A 16,493-nucleotide genomic window follows, 5' to 3' on the forward strand; every position below is an offset into this window, starting at 1 on the left:
ATGGGCGTCAAGACCGATCCCGCAGCAGCTGCGATCGACAACGCGCGCGCCATGCTCGAAACTTTCCTCGCGAGCGACTGGAAAGAGATTCACGTCGCGAGCGCAGAGCTGGAGTTGTTCATCGCGCGCGATAGCGGCGGTGCCAATCCGATGCGTGCGGCTTTGCCGGCAAACGAGGGCTCGGCGCTTGAGGCGCCCGCCGCGGGAGCCCATCACGAGGTGAAGGCGCCCCACGTGGCGACATTGGTCTCGGTGGTTCCTGAGGGCACCTGGGTCGAGCAGGGCGAGCCTGTCGCTCGGCTGTCAGTGCTCGACGAAGAAGAGGATCTACCCGCACCCGTGAGCGGGCGCTTGGCCTCGGCTACCCGGAACGCGGGCGACTTGGTCGAGTTCGGCGATGTCCTGCTGACGCTCGAGGAGGCCGCCTGATGTCGCAAGCGCCAGTGCGAATTGCCGTCTGCGGGGCAGGAGCCATGGGTTCGGGCATCGCCGAGATCGCTGCTCAGCGCGGTGCGAACGTCAAGGTGTTCGACGTCAACGCCGATGCGCTGGCCGGCAGCGAGGCTCGCATAACCAAGTCGATCGAGAAGCTCGCCGCTAAGGGCAAGCTCACGTCCGAAGATGCCGCTGCGATCCGTGGCCGCATGCAGTGGGTCTCCAGCCTCGACGAACTTGCGGACTGCGAACTGGTGATCGAAGCGATCATCGAGGACGCCGCCATCAAAGGTCGCCTGTTCGAGGGGCTTGAGGCCGTGGTGAGTCCGGAGGCGGTGATCGCCACCAATACATCGTCACTGCCGATCGGACGCCTCGCTCGCGCATTGAGCCGGCCAGAGCGCTTCGTCGGCATGCACTTCTTCAACCCTGCGACCGCGATGAAGCTTGTCGAGGTGATCAGCGGTCCGGCTACGGCGCCCGCGGCCGCACAACTGGTCATCGCTGCGGCCGAGACTTGGGGCAAGGTAGCGGTGCCGGTTGCCGACGTGCCCGGCTTCATCGTCAATCGCGTGGCGCGGCCTTACTACGCGGAGGCTTTCACCGCCTTGTCCGAGAAGGCGGCCGAAGCGCACGAGATCGACGCGCTGTTTCGCGCGGTCGGCTTCCGCATGGGCCCGCTTGAGCTGACGGACCTCATCGGCCAGGACGTGAACTTCTCCGTCGCCCGGTCGGTCTATGAGTCCTACTTCGGCCAGACCCGTTTCGTGCCGCAGCTGATGCAGAGCGCGCTGGTCGATGCCGGATGGCTGGGGCGCAAGAGCGGCAGAGGGATCTACGACCATTCCGAAGGCGCTCCACCATTGCCGGAGATCGCGGCTACTCGGGCGCAGGCGAACGGTGCTCACCGGACGGCCGCGGGCCAGCTCGCTCCGGGAGAACTGCTTGCGGTCGACGATGCGATGGTCGGAATGACGGCGGGCGCCACTGCCCGGTCGGCGGCGAAGCGGGTCGGCAGCGAAGTTGCCTTGATCGACTGGTTCACGCCCGACGGGCAAGGTCCCATTGGCTATTCCGCGTCGGGCCCGCAAGCGTCGGCAGCAGCCGAGGGCGTGATCGCCGCGCTCGGCCGTCCGGCAGTGCAGATAGCCGACCGCCCCGGGCTGATCGTCTGCCGCACGCTCGCGCAGATCGCGAACGCTGCGGCTGACGCGGTGTTCGAGCATGTCTCGGACGAACAGGGCATCGACTCCGCCCTGCGTTTTGGCGCCAACTATCCTTTCGGGCCTTTCGCCTGGGCCGACCGTGTGGGCCGCGCCACTGTGGCCCGGACGCTGCGCACGATCGCCGAGGAGACGGGCCAGGCGATGTACCTGCCCTCGCAATACCTGAGAGACTGATATGGCCGAGACTCCCGAGATCCTCCTCGTCGAACCGCAGGGCGAGGGCGTGCTGCTGCTGCGGCTCAACAGGCCGGAGAAGCGCAACGCACTTGCAACCGATCTCCTCACTCGCGTGGCCGACGCGCTGGATGCGGCCGCGGCTGACACGCAAGTGCGCGTCGTTGTGATCACGGGATCCGATCGCTTCTTCGCGGCAGGTGCCGACATCAACGAACTCGCGAGCCGCGACACCAGCGGCGCCTTGAGCGATCCGCGTCCGGCGATCTGGGCTCGGATTCGCACCTTCGCCAAGCCGTTGCTCGCAGCCGTCGAGGGTTGGTCGCTGGGCGCCGGCAACGAGCTGGTGATGTGCTGCGATCTGGTCATAAGCGGCGAGGGCGGCAAGTTCGGTCAGCCCGAGACCAACCTCGGGATCATCCCTGGTGCCGGCGGCACCGCGACGCTCCCGCGCCTGGTCGGACGTAGCCGGGCGATGAAGATGGTCCTGCTCGGCGAACCGCTGGGGGCTCGCGAAGCGATGGCTGCAGGGCTGGTCTGCGACGTGGTCGAGGATGGTCAGGCGCTCACCGCAGCTCTCGACATGGCGAAGACCTTGGCGAGCCGTGCTCCGCTCGCGATCCAGCAGGGCAAGGCCATGGTCCGCGCCGCCTTCGAAACGCAGCAGGCGGCGCATCTCGTCCTCGAACGGCACGCCTTCTCGGCATTGTTCGGTACCAAGGACAAGGCTGAGGGCACTGCCGCCTTCTTCGAAAAGCGCTCGCCCGAGTGGACCGGCGCCTGACGCGCGACGCGTGAAGACGCGCATCACAGAGCTGTTCGGGATCCGCTATCCCATCATCCAGGGCGGGATGCAGAACGTCGGCTATGCCGAGCTTGCGTCCGCCGTGTCGAATGCCGGCGGCCTGGGCTTGATCACCGCCCTGACCTTTCCCGATTCCGCAAACCTTGCTGCGGAGATCGCGCGCTGTCGTAGCATGACGGGCGCACCGTTCGGCGTGAACATCTCCGTTTTCCCGACGACGCGCCCGCCTGATTACCCGGCGATCGTCGCCGCCACTGCCGACGCCGGCGTGACCATCGTCGAGACCGCAGGTACGCCCGAAGTGCGCGGCGTCTGGGACATGCTGCTCGCGCGCGGCATCACGATCATCCACAAGTGCACCTCGGTGCGGCACGCGCTTTCGTCCGAGAAGCATGGCGTGCACGCGATCTCGATCGATGGTTTCGAGTGTGCCGGCCATCCCGGAGAGGACGACGTTCCCGGTCTGGTGCTGATCCCGGTCGCGGCCGACCAGCTAAAGGTGCCGGTCGTGGCGAGCGGTGGCATCGCCGACGGGCGCGGGCTTGTTGCGGCGCTGGCGCTCGGGGCAGAGGGCGTCAACATGGGCACGCGCTTCTGCGCGACCCGCGAGGCGCCGATCCACGCGCGGATCAAGCAGGCCTATCTCGACGGCGACGAACGCGAGACCGACCTGATCTTCCGCCCCTTCCGCAATAGCGCCCGCGTCGGACGCAATGCGGTCTCACAGGAAGTCCTGCGCCGCACCAGCGGTCCTGAGCCTCGCTATGAGGACATAGCCGAGCTCGTAAGCGGCGAGCGGGGCCGAGAGCTCCTGCGCACCGGTGAGATCGACACCGGCATCTTCTGGTCGAGCATGGCACAAGGCCTGATCCACGACATTCCAAGCTGCGCCGAGCTGATCGAGCGCATCATGGCCGAGGCACATCAGATCATCGAGCAGAGGCTGGCCGGTCGCCTGATCTAGATGCCCGGGCGGCCCAGGACGGCATCGACGCCCTTGCGGCTCGCCTCCGACCCGGCGAACCGTGCCGACGTGCGTTGCGCCGTCACGTAGGCGTCGAACCACTCGGTGCCTTCCAGCGATAGCGAGTTGCGCTTGCGCGCGCGCATGATCGCGCTGTCCTTGGCTGCAACCTGGCCAGCAAGCTCCAGCGCCTTGGTGAGTACTTCATCTTTCGGGACTACGTAGTTGAAGAAGCCGGTGCTTTCGATCTCTCGCGCGGTGAACTTGCGGCCGGTGTAGAGCATCTCGCGCAGTTTCGGTTCCGGCAGGCGCAGCGCCACGAAGCGGCCTGCGCAGCCGCTCAGCAGGCCATAGTCGATCTCAGGCAACGAGAAGGCGGCGTCCTCCGCGGCAACACGGAAGTCGCACAAGCTCGCGAGCACCATGCCGACGCCGATCGCGGCACCGTTGATCGCGGCGATGATCGGACGGTCGATCGCGTGGAAGCGCGGCAACTGCTCGTTGATAAAGGCGTAGCGCTCCAGCCGGCGCGCTTTGTCGATGCCCTTGAAGTCGTTGAGGTCCGCCCCGCCGCACCAGGCGCGCGCGAAGGAAGGTGCGGTGAGAACGAGTGCTTTCACGGCATCGTTGTCTTCGACAAGTGCGGCGATCTGCCCAAGGTCTTCATAGACCGAGAGCGAGACAGCATTCACCGGCGGCCTGGAGAAGACGATCTTCAGGACGCCTTGGTCGAGCCATTCGAGCGCGAACGACCCGATCTGGCGCGGATCAGTGGGCATCGAGGCCGCGGCGCAGTGCTGCTTGCACCGCCGCCTCGCTCTCGGGGCGTTCCACCAAGGCGGACGAGGCTTCCTGCGCCTCCAGGTAGGCGTCCATCCACTCCGGCCCTTCGAACATCAGCGAAGCCAGCTTGCGAGCGCGCAAGGCGGGCAGGGCCTTGCCGGCGATCTGATCGGCGAGGTCGAGCGCCAGGGGCAGCACTGCGGGCCGCGGCACGACGTAGTTGAAGAAGCCGGTGCTCTCCAACTCGCGCGCGGTGAAGGCGCGGCCGGTGTAGACCATCTCCCGGACCTTGGCCTCAGGCATGCGCAAGGTCGCGAGCAGGCCGGCACTGCCGCCGATCAGACCGTAGTCCACCTCAGGGCAGGCAAACTTCGCGCTCTCGCTGGCGACGCGCAAGTCGCACATGCCCGCCAGCATGACGCCGACGCCGATCGCCGCGCCATTAATCGCGGCGATCATCGGCCGATCTATGCGGTGGAAGCGCGGCAGGCGTTCGTTGATGTGGTCGTAGCGCTCCTTGCGACGGGCCGCGGTCATACCTTCGAACTCGCGCAAGTCGGCGCCGCCGCACCAGGCACGTGATTGCGCAGAGGCCGCAATGACGATCACCTTGATGCGGTCGTTCAAGTCGATGTGCTCGGCCAAGCGGCCGATATCGTCGTAGACCGAGAGCGACACGGCGTTCACCGGCGGTCGCGAGAACACCACCAGCGCCACGCCGTTTTCGCGCACCTCAAGCGAGAAGGCGCCAAAGCCCAATTGCTCGACAACTTGCGTCAGCATGTCAGGCCGCCATCTCGAGTTCGAGGCCAGTCAGTTCGCTCAGCTTGTCGAGAGTCAGGCCGTCCACCAGTTCGATCACGCGCGCGCCCTCGGGGCCGACGCTGAACACGCCCAGGTCCGAGTAGATGCGCGAGACGCAGCCCAGCCCGGTGAGCGGGTAAGTGCACACGTCCACCAACTTGCTCTCGCCGGTCTTGCTCAGCAGCTCCATCATCACAAAGACCTGCTTCGCGCCTACGGCCAGGTCCATGGCGCCACCCACGGCGGGGATCGCGTCCTTGGCGCCGGTGTGCCAGTTGGCGAGGTCGCCCTTAACCGACACCTGGTATGCGCCCATCACGCAGATATCGATGTGGCCGCCGCGCATCATCGAGAAGCTGTCGCCGTGGTGGAAGAAGCAGCCACCGGTGAGGAGGGTAACCGGCTGCTTGCCGGCGTTGATGAGGTCCCAGTCGATCGCGTCCTCGGCCGGTGCAGGGCCCATGCCCAGGATGCCGTTCTCGCTGTGGAGGAAGTAGTCGCGTCCACCCGGCAGGTAGTTCGCCACCTTTGTCGGCAAGCCGATGCCCAGGTTGACGTAGGCACCTTCGGGAATGTCGCGGGCGACCCTGGCGGCCAAGGTATCGCGATCCATGCGTTGCATCGTTTCCATCCTTCTTATGCCGCCTTTGCCGCAGGTGCCGACGCGAGCACAACCCGATCGACGAAGATGCCGGGCGTCACCACCGTCTCTGGGTCGAGCGTGCCGAGTTCGTCGATCTCGTCGACCTGCACGATCGTCTGCTTGCCGGCCATCGCCATGATCGGGCCGAAGTTGCGCCCAGCCTTGCGGTACACGAGATTGCCCCAGCGATCGGCAGCGCGGGCCTTCACCAACGCGAAGTCGGCATGGATCGGGTATTCCAGCACGTAGTGCTTGCCGTCGATCTCGCGGGTTTCCTTGCCCTCGGCCAGCATCGTGCCGTACCCCGTCGGGGTGAAAATGGCGCCGAGGCCGGAGCCGGCAGCCTGGATGCGGGCGGCAAGGTTGCCTTGGGGAACCAGCTCCAGCTCAAGGTCGCCGGAGCGATAGCGCTCCTCGAAGTGCGTGGATCCGGCCATGCGCGGGTAGGAGCAGATCACCTTGCGCACGCGATTGGCCTTGATCAGCGCGGCGATGCCGATCTCACCGGTCCCGGCGTTGTTGCTGATGATCGTGAGATCGGTAGCCCCGTGATCGACTACGGCCTCGATCAGCTCGGCCGGCACGCCGGCTTCGCCGAAACCGCTGATCATGATCGCGGAGCCGTCTCGAAGATCCTGCACGGCCTCCGCAAAGGAGGAAACGATTTTGTTGATCATGGCGTTGCTTTCTTCTTCGTTCGGGGCGGCGTCCTCCCGCCCTCGCGTTGTCTCACGAGACGGCCTCTTCCAGGTTCGTCGCTCGGCAATAGCTGCCTTTCATATAGACGAGCGGGTCACCCTCTGCACGTGCGCGCATGTCATGGATCAGGCCGATGAAGACCGAGTGTGTTCCGTATTGGTGATGCTCTTCCACTTGGCATTCGAAAGACGCAACGCTGCGCTTGAGCATGGGCTGACCCATGGGACCATCTTCCCAGGCACCGGCCACGAATCGATCGGCGCCGTTCAGCCCACGCTGGGCCGAGAAGATCGCAACCGTCTCGGTGTCGCTGCTGTCCAGCAGGTTTACGCTGAAGGCGCCGGAACGCAGGATGAGGTCATGGGCGCTTGCGCTGCGGTTGACGCAGACCAACAGCATGGGCGGATCGGCGCAGACCGAGTTCCATGCAGTTGCCGCCAATCCCGAGCGCTGGCCCTCTTCCGCAGAGCAGACGATAGCCACCGCGCCAGGCACCATACGCATTTGCGAAACAAAGCTGGCGCGATGGCTCTCCGCGTCGACGCGCGGCGGCATCGAAGCGCCCGAAATCGTCATTGCCCTCTCCAAATCCGATAAACTGTCGGATAACCCTACCGGCAATGGCGGGATTCGCAAGTGGTGATCACGCCGGGGATCTGCATGGCAGCTGCGGTTTCCCTGTGCTTGCGTATCGAGCGGTAGGACTGTAGGGCAGGCTACAAGCCGCACGATGAAGGTGGTTGTGCGTCAACACCGACGCGATGTCCGGAAAAACTCCGCTTGGGAAGGGGAACACTGTCCGATGAAGAAGCTCTACCCCGATGCCACCGCCGCGCTGGACGGCCTCTTGCGCGACGGACTGCTGATCGCCAGCGGCGGTTTCGGCCTGTGCGGCCTGCCCGAGCGGCTGCTCGATGCCGTGCGCGACAGCGGCGTCAAGAACCTGACGTTCGCCAGCAACAATGCCGGGATCGACAACGAAGGCATCGGCAAGCTGCTGCGCACCAAGCAGGTCAGCAAGATGATCTCGTCTTATGTGGGCGAGAACAAGGAGTTCGAGCGCCAGTACCTCTCGGGCGAGCTGGAGGTGGAGTTCTCACCCCAAGGCACGCTGGCCGAGCGCATGCGGGCGGGCGGTGCGGGCATTCCCGGCTTCTACACCAAGACTGGCGTGGGCACGCTGATCGCCGAGGGCAAGGAGACCAAGGTCTTCAACGGTGAGGAGTACGTGCTGGAGCAGGGCATCTTCGCCGACCTGGCGCTGGTCAAGGCCTGGAAGGCGGACGAGACCGGTAACGTGGTGTTCCGCAAGACCGCGCGCAACTTCAACGTGCCTGCCGCGACTTGCGGCAAGGTCTGCGTGGTCGAGGTAGAGGAAATCGTGCCTGTCGGCAGCCTCGATCCCGACGCGATCCACTTGCCCGGCGTCTACGTCCAGCGCCTGATCCTGGGCGCGCCCTACGACAAGAAGATCGAGTTTGTGACCACGCGCGAGAGGGAGACCGCCTGATGAGCTGGAACCGCGACCAGATGGCCGCTCGCGCCGCGCAGGAACTGCAGGACGGCTTCTACGTGAACTTAGGGATAGGCATTCCGACGCTGGTGGCCAACCACGTGCCCGCCGGCATGACGGTGACGCTGCAGTCGGAGAACGGGATGCTGGGCATCGGCCCGTTCCCCTACGCGGACGAGGTCGACGCCGACCTCATCAACGCGGGCAAGCAGACCGTCAGCGAACTGCCGCATTCCGCCTACTTCGATAGCGCGCAAAGCTTTGCCATGATCCGCGGCGGGCACATCGATCTCGCTGTGCTGGGCGCGATGGAGATCGCCCAGAACGGCGACATCGCCAACTGGATGATCCCGGGCAAGATGATCAAGGGCATGGGCGGGGCCATGGACCTCGTCGCAGGCGTCAAGAAGATCATCGTCGTCATGGAGCACACCGCCAAGGACGGCAGCCCCAAGTTCATCCCCGAATGCACCCTGCCGCTGACCGGCAGGAACGTGGTCGACATGATCGTCACCGACTTGTGCGTCTTCGCCCGGCCCGATCATGCAAGCGCCTTCAAGCTGGTGGAGCTTGCGCCGGGAGTGAGCGCCGAAGAGGTCGCGAGCAAGACCACGGCCAAGTACGAGTATGCATCGCCAACATCTACAATCACGTGAGGCATATCGCTCCACCGCCCCAGACATTTTCTCGCTTCATTTGCATCTTGAACGCTGTAGTCGGATCCTACCCTCTCGCGAGAGCCCGCCGCAGCAGTCCCCAGCAATTACTGGATCGGCAAATCGACAGAATTGCGGCATTGCTGACGCGAGATCGTTCCTTGCGGTTCGCGCATCTGCTGCGCACGGAGCAAATCGTGCCACCTGCAAGCTGCAGATACGACCTGAACCGCGGTCTCGCGCCTAGCAAGCGGGATGATCGATCTGGACCACCGAGTTGGCGCTGATCACTCGGATTAGCCGATAGCGCCAGTAGCAACGGTGAGGATGCCCAGGCCTATCGAAAGGGGATTGCGTAGGGCCATCCACCATGGGGGCGCTCGACCTGTGGTTGCGAGCCGGCGATCCACGAGGAGGCTGAGGAGTAGAGACACACCAAGCGCCGCCAACGATGGGCCCGGCCAAGTCGCGCCCACTGCCCAGGGTATGGCGGTGGCGAGGGCTAGCAGTGATGGTGCGACGGCGGCCAGCCAGACCCATGCCGGCGGCTCGTCGGCTGCGCGCGCGGCGAGGCCCCACCACATTCCACCCAGAAAACTCAGGATCAGCGCCGGATAGGCATAGCCGAGCGACAACGCGGAGAAGTGCCATCGGGCTGGGCCCAGGACCAGCACGGCGACCACAGCGGCTTGTGGAAGGAGGCCGGCGTACCCCAGGAGCCTCGGCAGCGCCGGGGGGCGTGCGGTGGCTTGCGACTTGCGGTTCATTGCTGCCGATCGCGCTCACGCCGAGCGCCGGCGACCATCTGCCGGGCGATCTCCCGCACCGCCTCGTCGTCCTTGGTAGCATCCTTGGCGTTGTCGCCGAGGTGATCGAGGCTGGCCTCTATGAAGTCGAGGAGACCGGGCTCGCGCTGTTCGACGTATTCCATAAGCTTGAACAGCACATGTTCGACGGCGATCTCGCGTCTGCGGGTCAGGACGGTTTCGTCGGTCATGTCACAGGCTCCTTGCTCGTGAGCGGAACGTTTCAGGGATCGCGGGGTGGCGCATGCGGTCATGCCTCAACGGGCACCTGGCTCGACGCGATCGCGGCAGCGGCCAGTTCGCGCACCGCGACACGCGCCTTTAGTCGGGCCGCCAGCAGCGCCGTGCCGCTCACCTTGCGCTGCACGAACAGCGTGTCCGCAGGTGGGACGTGCCAGGTGGCGCGGTCGGCGAGCAGGGCCTGCGCTTCCTCGCGGACCACCGGCGCAAAGGTGCGGTCACCGAAGTCGAACGGGCCGGGCCGGTTCATCGCTGCGTCGATCGCCGTGATGATGCGGTCGATTGCGGCGTGATGGCCCGTCATCGCGCCTTGTCCCAGGAAGCCGGCAGCCACCGCCGTCTCGCGAACCCGGTCGAGATCGCGCGCAAGTCCTGCCTCGATCAGCGCGCGATAGCCATTCGCTGTCTGCGGCGGCACCGGACGAGCGGCACCGAAATCCAGGAGCACCAAGCGCTTCGTATCCTGCTGCCAGCGATAGTTCGCGAAGTTCGGGTCAGTCTGCATCACGCCGAACGCGAACAGCTCACGCAACACTAGTTCGATCAGCGCCGTCATCGCGATGTCGCGATCCGCCTGCGGGGCTTGTTCCAGGCTCTCGATGGGGCCGCCTTCGACGAAGCTCATCGCCAGCACACGCGCGGTGGTGAGGCTCTCCTCCAAGTCCGGGACGACATAGCGCGGATCGTCCGCCAGTAGCTCGCCGAAGCGGCGCAGTTCGCGGCTCTCGCGCAAGTAGTCGGCTTCGTCCGCCAGCTGGCGTTTGGCCTCGGCGAGTAGCGGCGCAAGATCGATCGTATCGGGGAGAAGGTTGGAGAGGCGCAGCAGGGTCGCGACATTGTCGACATCGGCATCGATGCTGTCGGCGACGCCCGGATACTGGACTTTCACCGCCAGTGTGCGCCCGTCCGGCAAGGTGGCGCGGTGCACCTGGCCGATTGAGGCGGCTGCGATCGGTGTCGCGTCGAAACGGAGGAAGCGGCGGCGCCAGTCTGTGCCCCATTCCTGCCTGAGCACGCGATCGAGCTGCGCAGGTGGCATGCGCTGAGCCTGGTCGCGCAAGCGTGCGAGGATGAGGCTGAGCTCGGCGGGGAGGAAGTCGCCGGCGTCCATCGAAATCATCTGGCCCAGCTTCATCGCCGCGCCGCGCAAGTGGGCCAGCCGGTCCGCCAGGCGGGCGGCGTTCGCAGGTGTCATGATCATGTCGCTGAGGCGCGGCCGTTCGCCTTGCGCCAAGCGCCGCGCACCCTCAGCCAGCATCCCGCTCGCGACGCCGCCCGCCAACCGTCCGAACGTGCCCAATCGCGCCAACCGCCCGCGCGGAACTGCGCGGAAGCCGCTTCCTCGGTCTTCTGTCATGCGGGGATAGCAGTTGGCGCACGACAGGAGTTCCCTCGTGGTAGGTGTTTGCCCTCCGGGGTAGGTCGGCGTTCGTCTTGCCCAGCCAGGCTAAGCCCGCCGTCCCGATCGCAGCGCCGCCATGATGATGTCGCTGTAGACCCGGTGCGTTTCGCTGTCCGGACGGTCACCGACGATCGAAGGTGCAATCCCGAGCGATGCCGCCGGCGTGAAGGTCATCTCGCCGAAGTAAACGCCATCGGCACCGTTGTAGAGGTCGACGCGGACGAACTCGAAGCCTGCAGCCAGCGCCCGGGCGGCAGCTACCATCTCGGCGAGGCGGTTCGGCGTTGCCTCGATGAAGCTTGCGGGAGCCGCCAAGCCATCGCCAGGGTGCATCGGGGAGCAGTCTGGCAGGCGGAACAGGCGGCTCCAGGGCGTGCCGAAGCGGCTGTGGTCGACCTGGTACACCAGTGGCTCGCCTCCGACGCAGTAGAACTTGTAGTCGTCGGGCGAGCTGCCTCCTGTGGTCGGAACCATGGCTTCGACGATGACCTTCTTCGGCTGCTCGAAGTATTGCATCTCGCGTACGACCATCGCGTAGTCGCGGGTGGCGACGGCATGGAGCCGCTGCATATCGCCGGCGGACACGGTGCCGCTCAGGAAGATGGCGACACCGCTCGCATGCGTCGGCTTGGCAATCGCGGAGGTGCCGAAGAAGGGGCGCAGCAGGTCGTGTAGATCGGCGGCTGACGTGACCCCATCCATGTCGATGACGTGGAGCGTCTCGGGCGCTCGCAGCGTCGGAGCAAGGCGGCGAGCCTCGATCTTCGCCAGCTCCTTGTCGACGAACGCTCGCTCCGTCGGCGACCAGTCAGGATCGATCATCCGATGGAAGATGAAGTCATTCACCAGGGCCGCGGGATCGTAAGGCGCCAGCGGCGCACGTCCGAACCGGCGCTCGAACAGGGGAGCGGCGGCGAGGAGATTGCTCGCGCGCGTCAAGGACGGTGAGGAACTCGTGTCCGTTGGCCGAGCGCCGGCTGCAGCGCCTTTCACCGCGCCAAATCTGGAAGCATTCACTGCGGTTATCTCGCGCCGACCCGATAGATCGCGGTCTACCGGCAAAGGGCGCCCCGATCTACCATGCAGACGATTGCCCCTTGAACACGCTCGACAACACCGGTGTTTGGTGGTGACGCTTGGACCCAGGCGCGTGATCCCCTCGGCGCCGGTTTGAACGAGAGTGAGCGCGAGGCGTGGCATCGGTCCGTGTGACCCAGTTGAGCAAGCGGTTCGGACCGTTCCATGCACTGTGTCCGAGCGACCTGGATATCGAGGATGGCGAGTTCGTGGTGATCGTGGGGCCGTCCGGCTGCGGCAAGTCGACGCTGCTGCGCCTGATCGCCGGGCTGGAGGAGCCGTCCGGCGGTCAGGTGTTCATCGACAGCCGCGATGTCACCGATGTCGCGCCGGCGCAGCGCGGTCTGGCGATGGTGTTTCAATCCTATGCGCTCTACCCGCACCTCACGGTCGAGGAGAACATCGCCTTTCCGCTCAAGGTGCAGCGCCTCGGCAAGGCCGAAGTCCGCTCGCGGGTCGAGGCGGCCACCGAAGCGCTGCAGCTGACCGCGCTGCTGAAGCGGCGCCCCGCGGCGCTGTCGGGAGGGCAGCGCCAGCGCGTGTCGATCGCGCGCGCTATCGTGCGCGAGCCGCGGGTGCTGCTGTTGGACGAACCGCTGTCCAATCTCGACGCTGAACTGCGGGTCCGCATGCGGCACGAGTTCGCGCGGCTGCACGGCCGCTTGGGCGCGACAATGATCTACGTGACGCACGACCAGCTCGAAGCGATGACGCTGGCCAATCGGATTGTGGTCATGAGCGAGGGCCGGATCGAGCAGGTTGGCGCGCCGCTGGAGCTCTATGTGTCGCCGGCAACGCTCGCGGTCGCGCGGGCGATCGGCTCTCCGGGCATGAACCTGATCCCTGCGGTTCTCCAAGTCGTCGATGAACAGGGTGTCGTCGTGCGCTTACCCGGGGGCGAGAGGCTACGGGCGGACGTGCGCGCCCCCAGCGATGCGGTGGGCGAGGCGGTCACCGTGGGCCTCCGACCCGAGCACTTGGTGGCGGATGACGCAGGGCCCCTTGGCGGCGAGGTGGAGCTGTTCGAACGCCTGGGGCCGCTGTCGTTTGCGCACCTGGGTGCGCGCGGCGGGATCGACACGGTCGTCGCGCAGTTGCCGGGCGACCGGGTGATCACTTTGGGCGAGGCGCTGCGCTTCGGGGTGCCGCCGGCCCAGGTCCACGTCTTCGACGCGCAAGGGATCGCCTTGCCCCGGCTCAGCCCTTGACGCTGCCGCCCAGCAGCCCGCTGATGTAGTAGCGCTGCAGCGGCAGGAAGATCAGCAGCACCGGCAGTGTCGTCACCACGGATGACGCCATCATCAACTCGCCCTCGGAAGCATGTTCGCGCACGATCGCGGCGACGGCGACCGGGAGCGTGTACTTGTGCTGGTCCGTCAGCACGATCAGCGGCCACAGGAAGTCGTTCCAGCTGCCGAGGAACAGGAACAGCGCCAGGGTTACCGTGATCGGCGCCAGCAGGGGCAGCACGATCGAGCGGAAGATCCGCGCCTCGCTCGCCCCGTCCAGCCGGGCGGCATCGAGCATCTCGTCGGGGATGGAAAGCGCGGCCTGGCGCACGAACAGGATCGAGAACACGCCTGCCAGGCCCGGTAGGATCACGCCGGCATAGCTGTTCACCAGCCCCAGCTCCTTGAACAGCAGGAACAGCGGCAGCATCGCCACTTGCCCCGGCACCACCAGCGCCGCGATCAGCAGCTTGAGCAGCCGCTCGCGCCCGGTAAAGTGGAGCTTGGCGAAGGCATAGCCCGCGGGCACCGTCAGCAGCAGGCCCAGCACGGTTGCGATCACGGCCACCAGGAGGCTGTTGCCGAGCGCCGGCAGCACGCGATAGTCGAACCACGCGCCGTCGATCTCGCGCCGGACCAGCAGCTCGTAGTAGTTCTCCCATGACCAGCGCTCGGGCCAGAACGGCGGCGGGAAGTGGCTGGAGGCGCCGCGCGGCATGAACGAGACGGTGACCATCCACACCAACGGCACCAGCGTCACCGCCGTCAGCAGGGCGACCAGAGCGTTGGCGACGATCGCACGGGTGCGGCGGCGCCCCATCACAGCCACTGGTTCCGCTTGCCGATCCGCGTCTCGACGAAGGTGATCGCCAGGATCAGCACGAACAGCACCAGCGCCACCGCCGAGGCCTGCCCCAGGTTCCACCATTTGAACCCTTCGTCGAACATGAAGTAAAGCACGGTGACGGTGCTCTGCGCCGGCCCGCCCAGCGTCATCACGTAAGGCTCGGCGAAGATCTGCAGGAAGCCCGCGACGCTCATCACCGAGGCGAGCAGCAGCGTCGGCCCGATCGCGGGCAAGGTGACGTGGCGAAACCGCCCCCAGCGCGAGGCGCCATCGAGACGCGCGGCCTCCATCAGGTCCTGCGGCACGGCGGAGAGCGCGGCGGTGAACACGATCATGTTGTAGCCGAAGATCTTCCAGGTCACGAAGAGCAGGATCGCCGGGATCGAGGCATGCGGATCGCCTAGCCAGTCGACCGGCGGCAGGCCGAGCCATTCCAATGCGAAGTTGATCAGCCCGAAGCGGGTGTTGAGCAGGAAGCGCCACACCACGGCCGTCGCCACCACGGTGGTGACATAGGGCGCGAACAGCGCGACCCGCCACAGCGGCTTCCAGCGCACGGTGCTGTCATGCAGCAGCAGCGCCGAGGCAAGCGAAGCGCCGATCGCCATCGGCACGCCGAGCACCGCGAACAGCGCGGTATTGGCCAGAGCCCGCCAGAACAGCGCAGTGCGCAGCAGCTCCTCAAAGTTGCCTAGGCCGACGAAGCGCACGTTGTCCCAGTCGGCCAGCGCATAGATGCTGTAATCGGTCAGGCTGAGTGCCAGCGCCAGCGTGACCGGCAGCACCAGCACTGCGACGATGATCGCCAGTACCGGCGCGGTGAACAGCCAGGCGGTGCGCTCTTGGCGGGTCATGTGATGTGGCCTGCCTCGACCAGCGCGCGTCGCTTGGCGAGGATCTGGTCGACTCGCCCGTCGATCATCGCCAGGCCTTGGGGGATCGTCAGCAATCCGCGCACGATGCGTTCGGCGACCAGCTGGACCTCGATCTGGATGCGCTCCCACTCGACGATCTTGGGTGCCATCGCGGGCTGGCTCATCTGCTCGGCAAAGGGCCGCAGCACCGGCACCTTCAGCTGCGGCGAGGTCCAGGCGCTCGCGCGCGCCGGCAGGTTGCCGATCAACTGTTGGAAGCGCAGCTCGCTCTGTGTCGAGGTCAAGTGCCGGACCAGCGCCCAGGCGGCCTGCGGCTGCGCGGTCCTCGCGCTGACCGCCACGTTGGAGGCGATCATCGCCGCTGGTCCCACACCATCTCGCCCGGCAAGGCGCGCCACACCCCACGTCTCGCGCGCGATCTCGGCCCGGCGGCGATGCAGGTCGAGCAGCAGCGAGGGCCAGCTCGGCCACACCGCGTACCGCCCTTGCGCAAAGGCGGCGAAGGGATCCTGCACTTCGGTGGAGAGCGCTCGAGGGGCGAGATCTTCGGTGAACAGCGATAGGTAGAACGCGAAGGCGGCCTCAGCTTCCGGCGAGCGAAAGTTGCCGCGCGTGTCCTGATCGCGCAGCATCGTCATACCGGTCTGGTACAACATCGAGAACAGCGTGTCGGGCCAGTTCAGCAGCGTGAGGAACACGTATTCGTCGGGCTTACGCCGCTTAATCGCGCGGCCCATCGCGCGCCAGGCCTCCCAGGTGCTCGGCGGTGCCTCGTACCCTGCATCGCGCAGCAGATCGCGGCGGTAGAACTGCACTTGCGGCGCGGCGGACCACGGCACCGCAAAGTTCCGGCCTTTCACTTGCGCGAGCTTCAGCGCCGCCGGCACCACATCCGCCACGAGGTCGGGCGCTGGCACCGGAGCGATCGCACCGATCATCGTGAACTCGCCGATCCAGCCTGCCGGCAGGACCAGCACGTCGGGCAACGCGTCACCGGCAAAGGCCGTCAGCATCTTCTCGTGCGCCGCTGTCGAGGGGATCGACTGCACATCGACCGGGATGCCCGTCGACGCCGTGAACGCCGTCATCAGGAGCGGCGCGTAGTCACCCTCGTAGCTGGTTGCCCAGAACCTAAGCGGCACCCGCTCGGACCGCGATGCACAGCCGGACAGGGCCAAAGCGGCGGTGCCGGCCAGCATGCTCCTGCGCGTGATGTGATCGTGTCGGTGAACCCCCGCATATCCCATAAGCACGTATTGGCTAAGCGACCACGGTTGCGCCAGTTGCCCGAGGGGGCGACCGTAACAATTCGCAT

At 66.1% G+C, this 16,493-nt stretch carries 19 protein-coding genes; 7 read left to right on the top strand and 12 right to left on the bottom strand.

Annotation, left to right across the window (positions count from 1 at the left end; genetic code table 11):
• From GV044_RS11100 to GV044_RS11115, 4 genes are read left to right on the top strand one after another with little or no spacing between them, the layout of a single operon-like run.
• The gene (locus GV044_RS11100) at positions 1–429 is read left to right on the top strand and encodes a biotin/lipoyl-containing protein (protein WP_159869446.1); all 429 of its coding nucleotides are present in this window, start codon (positions 1–3) and stop codon (positions 427–429) included.
• Positions 429–1,835 carry a 3-hydroxyacyl-CoA dehydrogenase NAD-binding domain-containing protein gene (locus tag GV044_RS11105; protein WP_159869448.1) on the top strand — a complete coding sequence of 469 codons (1,407 nt, stop codon included), beginning with the start codon at positions 429–431 and terminating at the stop codon, positions 1,833–1,835. Before GV044_RS11100 ends, GV044_RS11105 begins: the two co-directional genes overlap by 1 nt.
• Before the next feature lies 1 nt (position 1,836).
• Positions 1,837–2,619: an enoyl-CoA hydratase-related protein gene (locus GV044_RS11110; RefSeq protein WP_159869451.1), complete on the top strand. Its 783-nt coding sequence runs from the start codon at positions 1,837–1,839 to the stop codon at positions 2,617–2,619.
• A gap of 10 nt (positions 2,620–2,629) precedes the next feature.
• Positions 2,630–3,604 carry a nitronate monooxygenase family protein gene (locus GV044_RS11115; protein ID WP_159869454.1) on the top strand — a complete coding sequence of 325 codons (975 nt, stop codon included), beginning with the start codon at positions 2,630–2,632 and terminating at the stop codon, positions 3,602–3,604.
• On the opposite strand, the gene GV044_RS11120 is transcribed toward GV044_RS11115, so the two are convergent.
• The 5 genes from GV044_RS11120 to GV044_RS11140 are packed head-to-tail and all read right to left on the bottom strand — an operon-like array spanning position 3,601 to position 7,109.
• Positions 3,601–4,383 carry an enoyl-CoA hydratase/isomerase family protein gene (locus GV044_RS11120; protein ID WP_159869457.1) on the bottom strand — a complete coding sequence of 261 codons (783 nt, stop codon included), beginning with the start codon at positions 4,381–4,383 and terminating at the stop codon, positions 3,601–3,603. The two genes, GV044_RS11115 and GV044_RS11120, sit on opposite strands and share 4 nt — an antisense overlap.
• Positions 4,373–5,170, bottom strand: a complete 798-nt coding sequence (locus GV044_RS11125) for an enoyl-CoA hydratase/isomerase family protein (RefSeq protein ID WP_159869460.1) — start codon at positions 5,168–5,170, stop codon at positions 4,373–4,375. Before GV044_RS11125 ends, GV044_RS11120 begins: the two co-directional genes overlap by 11 nt.
• 1 nt (position 5,171) lies before the next feature.
• A complete protein-coding gene (locus GV044_RS11130; protein ID WP_201299052.1) occupies positions 5,172–5,822 on the bottom strand; it encodes a 3-oxoacid CoA-transferase subunit B in 651 nt (216 codons plus the stop codon).
• A gap of 5 nt (positions 5,823–5,827) precedes the next feature.
• The gene (locus GV044_RS11135) at positions 5,828–6,511 is read right to left on the bottom strand and encodes a 3-oxoacid CoA-transferase subunit A (RefSeq protein ID WP_159869466.1); all 684 of its coding nucleotides are present in this window, start codon (positions 6,509–6,511) and stop codon (positions 5,828–5,830) included.
• A 52-nt stretch (positions 6,512–6,563) separates the two neighbouring features.
• Positions 6,564–7,109 (bottom strand): flavin reductase family protein, encoded by a 546-nt coding sequence (locus tag GV044_RS11140; RefSeq protein WP_236554871.1) that lies wholly within the window; start codon positions 7,107–7,109, stop codon positions 6,564–6,566.
• A 226-nt stretch (positions 7,110–7,335) separates the two neighbouring features.
• Here GV044_RS11140 and GV044_RS11145 point away from each other — a divergent pair, with 226 nt between their 5' ends.
• Together GV044_RS11145 and GV044_RS11150 are read left to right on the top strand one after the other, a co-directional pair.
• Positions 7,336–8,043, top strand: a complete 708-nt coding sequence (locus GV044_RS11145) for a CoA transferase subunit A (protein WP_159869469.1) — start codon at positions 7,336–7,338, stop codon at positions 8,041–8,043.
• Positions 8,043–8,702, top strand: coding sequence for a CoA transferase subunit B (locus GV044_RS11150; RefSeq protein WP_159869472.1), 660 nt, complete (start codon positions 8,043–8,045; stop codon positions 8,700–8,702). The genes GV044_RS11145 and GV044_RS11150 overlap by 1 nt, the downstream gene beginning before the upstream one ends.
• 296 nt (positions 8,703–8,998) lie before the next feature.
• On the opposite strand, the gene GV044_RS11155 is transcribed toward GV044_RS11150, so the two are convergent.
• From GV044_RS11155 to GV044_RS11170, 4 genes are all read right to left on the bottom strand, one after another.
• The gene (locus GV044_RS11155) at positions 8,999–9,469 is read right to left on the bottom strand and encodes a DUF3429 domain-containing protein (RefSeq protein WP_159869475.1); all 471 of its coding nucleotides are present in this window, start codon (positions 9,467–9,469) and stop codon (positions 8,999–9,001) included.
• Entirely contained in the window at positions 9,466–9,699 is a 234-nt protein-coding gene (locus tag GV044_RS11160; RefSeq protein WP_159869478.1) for a hypothetical protein, read from the bottom strand. The genes GV044_RS11155 and GV044_RS11160 overlap by 4 nt, the downstream gene beginning before the upstream one ends.
• Before the next feature lie 59 nt (positions 9,700–9,758).
• On the bottom strand, positions 9,759–11,105 hold the full coding sequence (locus GV044_RS11165; protein WP_159869481.1) for an AarF/ABC1/UbiB kinase family protein: 1,347 nt from the start codon (positions 11,103–11,105) through the stop codon (positions 9,759–9,761).
• A gap of 90 nt (positions 11,106–11,195) precedes the next feature.
• The gene (locus GV044_RS11170) at positions 11,196–12,089 is read right to left on the bottom strand and encodes an ATP-grasp fold amidoligase family protein (protein WP_159869484.1); all 894 of its coding nucleotides are present in this window, start codon (positions 12,087–12,089) and stop codon (positions 11,196–11,198) included.
• Positions 12,090–12,343: 254 nt separating this feature from the next.
• Here GV044_RS11170 and GV044_RS11175 point away from each other — a divergent pair, with 254 nt between their 5' ends.
• Complete coding sequence (locus GV044_RS11175; protein WP_159869487.1) at positions 12,344–13,435, top strand: ABC transporter ATP-binding protein; 1,092 nt, start codon at positions 12,344–12,346, stop codon at positions 13,433–13,435.
• Here the strand turns inward: GV044_RS11175 and GV044_RS11180 are convergent.
• From GV044_RS11180 to GV044_RS11190, 3 genes are read right to left on the bottom strand one after another with little or no spacing between them, the layout of a single operon-like run.
• On the bottom strand, positions 13,425–14,276 hold the full coding sequence (locus GV044_RS11180) for a carbohydrate ABC transporter permease (protein ID WP_236554872.1): 852 nt from the start codon (positions 14,274–14,276) through the stop codon (positions 13,425–13,427). The genes GV044_RS11175 and GV044_RS11180 overlap by 11 nt on opposite strands.
• Complete coding sequence (locus GV044_RS11185) at positions 14,276–15,157, bottom strand: carbohydrate ABC transporter permease (RefSeq protein WP_159869490.1); 882 nt, start codon at positions 15,155–15,157, stop codon at positions 14,276–14,278. Before GV044_RS11185 ends, GV044_RS11180 begins: the two co-directional genes overlap by 1 nt.
• The gene (locus GV044_RS11190; protein ID WP_159869493.1) at positions 15,154–16,377 is read right to left on the bottom strand and encodes an extracellular solute-binding protein; all 1,224 of its coding nucleotides are present in this window, start codon (positions 16,375–16,377) and stop codon (positions 15,154–15,156) included. Before GV044_RS11190 ends, GV044_RS11185 begins: the two co-directional genes overlap by 4 nt.
• Positions 16,378–16,493 lie beyond the last annotated feature (116 nt).

This window comes from Novosphingobium sp. 9U (genome assembly GCF_902506425.1).
Lineage (GTDB): Bacteria > Pseudomonadota > Alphaproteobacteria > Sphingomonadales > Sphingomonadaceae > Novosphingobium.